The following is a 6704-nucleotide window of genomic DNA, read 5'->3' on the forward strand; positions in this document are numbered from 1 at the left end:
ATTCCAAAGTTTTTTTTCAGTAAAGTATACCACACCGTTTTAGGACTATCTATACCCTATGTGTATAATTATTGCGTATGCTATGATATAGAAAAAACTTGGTCAGGAAAGCAGGCTTTAAAATGAGCAGCCTTTATTACGGAACACCTGAACGATTACTCTGGGAAGATGAAATGGCGTTACGCGATTATATCGATCGCCATCTGGATAAAACGATTCATCGCTATGCGCCGTATTTAATCGATGAAGCGGTGTTGACGCCGGTGAATCTCGATTGTTTCAACTGTCATATTGTCCACGGGCATAACTGCTGTGAAGGCGGGCAGCCATATTCGATGGAAGGCGAGAATCTTGCCCTATTTAACAAACACGCCCTTCCTATCTTAAAAAAGCACACCACAAGTGACCGGGTATTGTACGCAAAACAAAAAGGGCTCTTCGAAAAAACAGCCAACACAAACTACTATCCTTCGATTCGGATGTACGATAGGAATTGCCTGTTTCTAATCAAAGAAGAGGGGCAGCATATCTGCGCTATACACAGGTATGCGCTTGAGAATCGTATGGATCCGGCGAAGCTTAAACCATTTAGCTGTTCGTTGTTCCCCCTTGAAATCATCGAATATAACGATGCTATTTTGATAACCGCTCTTACTGCTGAGACTGAGTGTTTCAGCCGGTGGGGCGATTACTATCGCTCTCATTATTCCTGTGTCAACGCGAAACAGCGACCGGAGAACACATCTGGCCACTATTTTGCGGAGGAGGGATATATCCCCGCCTGGGAATGGGGGCGTGAGCTGTTAATCAGCTACTGGGGAGAAAAAGTCGTACGGGAAGTGGAAGAGCGTCTGTATGCGAAAAAAGGCGGCCGCTTATAGTACCGGGTTACATACGCATATGCTTTAGTAATGTGCGGGGCGTCTCATGCGGGTGCAACCTGATTTTGACCCAGATGGTGTTGACTAAGAAAAGCGTCCCCGCTAGCAGAAACATGCTGTTAAGCCCGATGGTTCCACTCAATATTCCGCCTATGACCGGACCCAGCAGATTTCCCAGAAAAAGCGCGCTATTGCTGTAGCCGAATGTACGGCTCTCCATTCCCGCCGGCGCATACTGCTGGATTAAGGCGTTAACGGACGGCAGAAGTCCACCTATGCACATTCCAAGTAGAAAACGAAAGACCATGAGTGTCCACACATCATTGACCATCCCCTGTGGAATAAAAAATACGGCCGCGCCAAGCAGGCTAAACAGCAGGACGTATTTAGCGCCGATTCGGTCACTCCATTTGCCAAGCAGCGGAGAAAAAATCATCGTCGCGATTCCCGAAGACGATATAACAATTCCCGCCATCAAAGAGATAAAGTTTGAACTGTGCCACAGTTCCTGAACATAGACCGTCATAAAAGGGTTGGTACTCATCATGCCGAATTGAATGAGAAACCCTGTAATAAACAGGGAAGGAAGGGGCGAAATATGAATGATTCTGCTAAAGTCACTTTCCGCCTGTACTTCCACCTGTGCTGTTTGCTCTTTCGGCTGCGGTTTATTTATTTCTTTTACCGCCACAATAACCAGCATGGAAGCGATAAAAAGCAGTACACCGGTCACGATGAATATGTGCCGGAAACTCATCCATTCCGCAAATAATCCACCCATAAGCGGCCCAAGAATCGACCCGGCAACCGATCCCGACTGGAGAATACCGAGCGAATAACCAATTTTTTCTTTTGGCGTATTCGTTGATACAAGCGCGATGGCTGCCGGCACGAAGCCGGATATCACTCCATTTAATAAGCGTAAAGCCAGCAGCTGCACAGGTGAAGTAACAAGCCCCATTAATAGTGTGACAACCGCCATACCTATACCGGAGCGGATAAGCATCATTTTACGTCCTGATTTATCTGCGATTTTCCCCCAGATCGGTGAAAAAATAAAGGCCGTTAAAAAATTCGCACCAAAAATCAAACCCGTCCACCGCTGTATAGAAGCTTGATCATGCATCCCGAGATCCAATGAGAGATACAAAGGCAGAAAAGGAACAACCAGACTCATAGCCGCCAGCACAATGAACTCTGCGAACCATAAAATATACAGATTTCTTTTCCAAACTTCCATAGGGTATTACATCCACTCCTTCGTAATCTATAAAGAAACACAAAAAACCCTGACACTCATGTGTAAGGGAACTCCGAATCATTAATTAGTCTTAGAAGAATCATTGATTGAGCCGCATCTACTAGAATAAATATAGTATATAACATTTTTTGTGAAATATCTATCCTTTTCTCGTAAAAAAAATTGCGAGCGAGAAAGCCGTACTTGTCCCGTTCCCTACTCGCAATTTAAATTTGCTCCACTACGTTTATTGCATGAAAAAAGAGAACTTCACACGATGTCCTCTTTTTTGATACATTCATTTACTTTATTTGCGGCTTTTTCTCTTCTTCCACGATATCTTCCGATAAGTCACGGGCGGATTTTTTAAATTCCTTCAGTGTTTGTCCAAAAGCACGGCCGATTTCCGGCAGCTTTTTAGGGCCAAATACAACAAGCGCGATAATCAAAATAAGTATTAATCCCGATGCTCCGATATTTGAAAACATTACACTCTCCCCTTTGCAACCGTTCCCTGCAATTATTATAAATCATTTACTCACGCACATGAAACTAAAAAACAGACAAATGTCACGAATTTTTTACAGTTTCGTATGCCACTTCAGGATTGGCTTAAAAAGATTCGCACCTGCTTTCAAAATAAGCTACTATATAAATATTAATAAGCTACTATAATAGTTATTCACGAGAACCTTAAAGAATTACTGTTCATTAGGACGATATGTTAGGAGGCCTCCGGGTGACAGCGGAAGAGATACGCCATTTACTTAATAAAGCGAGACATGCGATTTTTACCGGGGAGCCGCTGCCGCATGCCTGGGCACCCAGCACCCAGGAAGAGTATATTGCCATTTATGAGGAACGAACCGAGCGGAACCCGCTTGTTGAGAAAAAGTTGTTCAGTGAAGCAATGGTTGACATTCTTCCTCTTTACCAAAAAAATTGGAGAGAAATGAATCAAGCGGCCGCCATCATGACAGGAGAATCGGCAGCGGAACCAAAAGACACAGACGAATGGCTTATAGAGATTTATGATGAAATGATAAATACGGAAACCGAAGACGAATGGAACGCGTTCGTCAAACGTTTCGAGTAAGGTGGAATAACGAATGAGAAAACGTTTTTTTAAACCGTTTTATATTGGCATTACCTGCCTGCTATTGCTTTCGGTCAGTCTGACTGGATGCACGGCACAACAGGACAGCCAGCAGGCAAATCCATCCGGGCAGAATATGGACACGCAGCATGGAGGAGATACACTGGAGACAACAGCAGGGCCCCAACGATTGCCTTCATTTTTAAAATCTGTCGATCCGCAGATCGCTACCGTTTACCAAACGGCCGCTGCCAATCCGGGCATACTCAAGAATATGCCCTGTTACTGCGGCTGTGGTGAGAGCGTAGGGCACAAGAATAATCTGGACTGCTTTGTCCACGAAATTAAGCCTGACGGAAAAATTGTCTGGGATTCCCACGGGATCACCTGCGGTACATGTCAGAACATCGCGATGGAAGCTATCATGCTTCGCAAAGAGGGCCACAGCCTGCTTGATATTCGCAAACAAGTGGACACTGAATACAAAGAAGGCTATGCGAAACCTACTCCGACACCGATGCCGGCATTGTAAAAATGGCCCATTCCATTACCGCACCGATTCTAGGGTTTACGTTCGTACCCCATATTGTTACAGGAGAAAATAAGACGACCCGCTTACGCGCGGACCGCCTTTTTCCCCTGCCACGTATTTCGTCTTCTCAACTCGTCGTCAATCGCATTCAACACTTCCCATTTTTTGCGGCTCCACATGGGGCCGATTAACAAATCCGGGGGGCCGTCGCCGGTGAGGCGGTGGACAATCATTTCCGGAGGGAGCTGTTCAAGGGCGTCGACAATAAGCCGAACATATTGGTCTTTTTCCAGGAACGTGAGCAGCCCTGCCTCATATTGTTTCACCATCGGCGTCTTCTTGAGCAGATGCAGCAGGTGAATTTTAATGCCTTGGACATCCATTTTCGCAACGGCTCTTACTGTGTCCATCATCATCTCTTCCGTTTCACCCGGTAAGCCGAAAATGATGTGGGAACAAATACGGATGTTATGTTTTCTCATCTTTTCCACAGCGTCCAGGTAGCATTTTGTGTCATGGGCACGGTTAATAAGCTCAGAGGTGGATTCATGGATCGTCTGCAGCCCGAGTTCAACCCAGAGATACGTTCTTTCATTTAACTCTGCCAAATATTCGACCACATCGTCGGGCAAACAATCAGGGCGTGTGGCGATGGAAAGGCCGACCACGCCTTCCTGCTGCAGAATGGTTTCATAACAATCCCGCAGGACATCCACAGGCGCATACGTATTGCTGTACGCCTGGAAGTAGCCGATGTATTTCGCATCCGGCCATTTCTGATGCTGCCGGCCTTTAACTTCATTGAATTGGGTAATAAGATCATCGCGGCGCCAACCGGCAAAATCACCCGAGCCGCGTGCACTGCAAAACGTACACCCTCCAATGGCCACTGAGCCATCCCGGTTGGGACACGTAAATCCCGCATCCAGCATCACCTTAAACACCTTTTCGCCAAACCGTTGGCGCAGGTGATAATTCCACGTGTGATAGCGTTTATCCCCCCATAAAAGCGGGCCCTCTGTATTTGACAATAAGTCTACTTTATTCATTTTTACAACCTCCAGCCTCCAGTATACCTTACTTGAACATGCCCGCAAACAGTGTAAGTATACCAGCGGCAATGAGAGGCCCTACCGGAACGCCACGGAAAAATACCACCCCAAGGATAATGATTACCGTAAGAATCAGATACGTATCCATTTTCTCCTCCTTATCTGAAAATGAAAAAGGACAGATCCTCTATAAAGAGTTCATGTCCTCTATTTCTACCTATATCTTTTTTTTGCGTTTGCGGTCTTTATTTTTAAAATCATTATCGTTTTTACTGCGCTCGCGCTTTCCATAGCTTCCTTTGTCCCTTCCACGGTCTCGGGATTCAGTTCCACGATTTCCGCCGCGTCCACCATCTTTGCGCTTGATTTTTTTCGTGCGCAATGGTGCTTCAGCTGTCAACTTGATATCTACATCGCTGCTCTTCTTCGTCATGAGTTTAAGCGCAGCGGCCACAAGGGAAATGGAATCGTACTCATCGAGAACTTCTTCCGCTAAATTTTTGTAATCGCCAAGCTGCCCTTCCCGAACGGCTTCAATTAATTTATCCAGAGCTAACCGCTGCTTGCCTTCCAGTGCTTCAACGTTGGTGGGAATCGCCCGGCGATCCATTTTTTTCTTCGTCAGCTGCTCTATAATTTTTTTATGCTCCATCTCACGAGGTGTGACAAACGTGATGGCTGATCCTGTCTTTCCCGCCCGTCCGGTACGGCCAATGCGGTGAACGTAGCTCTCCGGATCCTGCGGAATGTCGAAGTTGTACACATGCGTAACACCACTGACATCAAGTCCCCGCGCCGCTACGTCTGTAGCAACAAGGACTTCCAACTGGCCTTCCCGGAATTTACGCATGGCGACATCGCGCTGGCGCTGGCTTAAATCGCCATGAATTCCCTCGGAAATGTACCCTCGCTTATTCAATGCATCATTTAATTCATCCACCCGCCGTTTGGTGCGTCCGAAAATAATGGCCAGTTCCGGTGAGTCAATATCAAGCAATCGGCACAGTACGTCAAATTTTTGACGCTCCTGTAATTCCATATAGTACTGTTGAATGTTAGAAACGGTCAGCTCTTTCGCTTGAATAGAAACGTGCTGGGGATTCTTCAGGAATTTCTCCGTCAAACGCCGGATAGCCGGAGGCATGGTAGCCGAAAAGAACAGCGTCTGGCGTTCTTCGGGGATTTCAGTAAGAATCGTTTCAATATCTTCCACAAAACCCATATCCAGCATCTCATCCGCTTCATCAAGCACAACCATCGATACATAATTTAAACGGAGCGTTTTTCGGCGAATATGATCAAGCAGGCGTCCCGGCGTTCCAACAATAACCTGTGGGCGCTGTTTCAAAGCCCGGATTTGCCGGCTAATCTCCTGTCCGCCGTATACCGGAAGGACTTTAATCCCACTGTTACTGCCCAGCTTACTTAGCTCTTCCGCAACTTGAATCGCGAGCTCTCGTGTGGGAGCCATAGCAAGCACTTGAACCACCGGATTTTCCGGATCGACTTTTTCAACAATCGGAATCCCGAATGCCGCCGTTTTCCCTGTTCCCGTCTGAGCCTGTCCGATTATGTCAAATCCCTGCAATGCAAGCGGAATGGTTTTCTCCTGGATGGGGGTCGCTTCTTCAAACCCCATATCGCTAATTGCGCGTGTTAATTGATGCTTTAAACCAAATTCATTAAATGTAGCCAATATTTATTCTCCTTTTATGATACAGCATTTTCCTATAATTATAATTTAATTCCATGGCATTACAATAGTATACCCCTTTTTGGTAAAAATATATAGAAAAAACTTTATAGAGCTATTTGCGATGTGCTCAATTTCTGTACGGAACCAATGAAATCTACGGGAAAAAATGCTTTTTTGGTTCGTTAGAACCCATTAATCCTTTTATTT

The 6704-nt window shown here is 45.8% G+C and carries 7 protein-coding genes and 1 pseudogene; 3 read left to right on the forward strand and 5 right to left on the reverse strand.

What is annotated here, in order from left to right; all coding sequences use genetic code 11:
- Positions 1-122: 122 nt before the first annotated feature.
- Positions 123-881: a DUF3109 family protein gene (locus tag H525_RS0104215; RefSeq protein ID WP_027415162.1), complete on the forward strand. Its 759-nt coding sequence runs from the start codon at positions 123-125 to the stop codon at positions 879-881.
- Between the two features lie 7 nt (positions 882-888).
- Here H525_RS0104215 and H525_RS0104220 read toward each other — a convergent pair whose 3' ends face one another.
- Complete coding sequence (locus H525_RS0104220) at positions 889-2121, reverse strand: MFS transporter (protein WP_027415163.1); 1233 nt, start codon at positions 2119-2121, stop codon at positions 889-891.
- A 302-nt stretch (positions 2122-2423) separates the two neighbouring features.
- Positions 2424-2609 (reverse strand): twin-arginine translocase TatA/TatE family subunit, encoded by a 186-nt coding sequence (gene tatA, locus H525_RS0104225; RefSeq protein ID WP_027415164.1) that lies wholly within the window; start codon positions 2607-2609, stop codon positions 2424-2426.
- A 251-nt stretch (positions 2610-2860) separates the two neighbouring features.
- Here tatA and H525_RS0104230 point away from each other — a divergent pair, with 251 nt between their 5' ends.
- Both H525_RS0104230 and H525_RS0104235 read left to right on the forward strand, forming a co-directional pair.
- Positions 2861-3217: a hypothetical protein gene (locus H525_RS0104230; protein ID WP_027415165.1), complete on the forward strand. Its 357-nt coding sequence runs from the start codon at positions 2861-2863 to the stop codon at positions 3215-3217.
- A 13-nt stretch (positions 3218-3230) separates the two neighbouring features.
- Entirely contained in the window at positions 3231-3749 is a 519-nt protein-coding gene (locus H525_RS0104235) for a PCYCGC motif-containing (lipo)protein (protein ID WP_027415166.1), read from the forward strand.
- A gap of 83 nt (positions 3750-3832) precedes the next feature.
- Here H525_RS0104235 and mnmL read toward each other — a convergent pair whose 3' ends face one another.
- The 3 genes and pseudogenes from mnmL to cshA all read right to left on the reverse strand — a co-directional run bounded on the left by mnmL (position 3833) and on the right by cshA (position 6500).
- On the reverse strand, positions 3833-4798 hold the full coding sequence (gene mnmL / locus H525_RS0104240) for a tRNA modification radical SAM protein MnmL/YtqA (RefSeq protein WP_027415167.1): 966 nt from the start codon (positions 4796-4798) through the stop codon (positions 3833-3835).
- Positions 4799-4826: 28 nt separating this feature from the next.
- Positions 4827-4931: pseudogene (locus H525_RS26970) on the reverse strand (DUF441 family protein); the annotation flags it as partial.
- A gap of 87 nt (positions 4932-5018) precedes the next feature.
- Positions 5019-6500 carry a degradosome RNA helicase CshA gene (gene cshA / locus H525_RS0104250; protein ID WP_035099891.1) on the reverse strand — a complete coding sequence of 494 codons (1482 nt, stop codon included), beginning with the start codon at positions 6498-6500 and terminating at the stop codon, positions 5019-5021.
- Positions 6501-6704 lie beyond the last annotated feature (204 nt).

This window comes from Aneurinibacillus terranovensis DSM 18919, assembly GCF_000430625.1.
GTDB classification, from domain to species: domain Bacteria; phylum Bacillota; class Bacilli; order Aneurinibacillales; family Aneurinibacillaceae; genus Aneurinibacillus_B; species Aneurinibacillus_B terranovensis.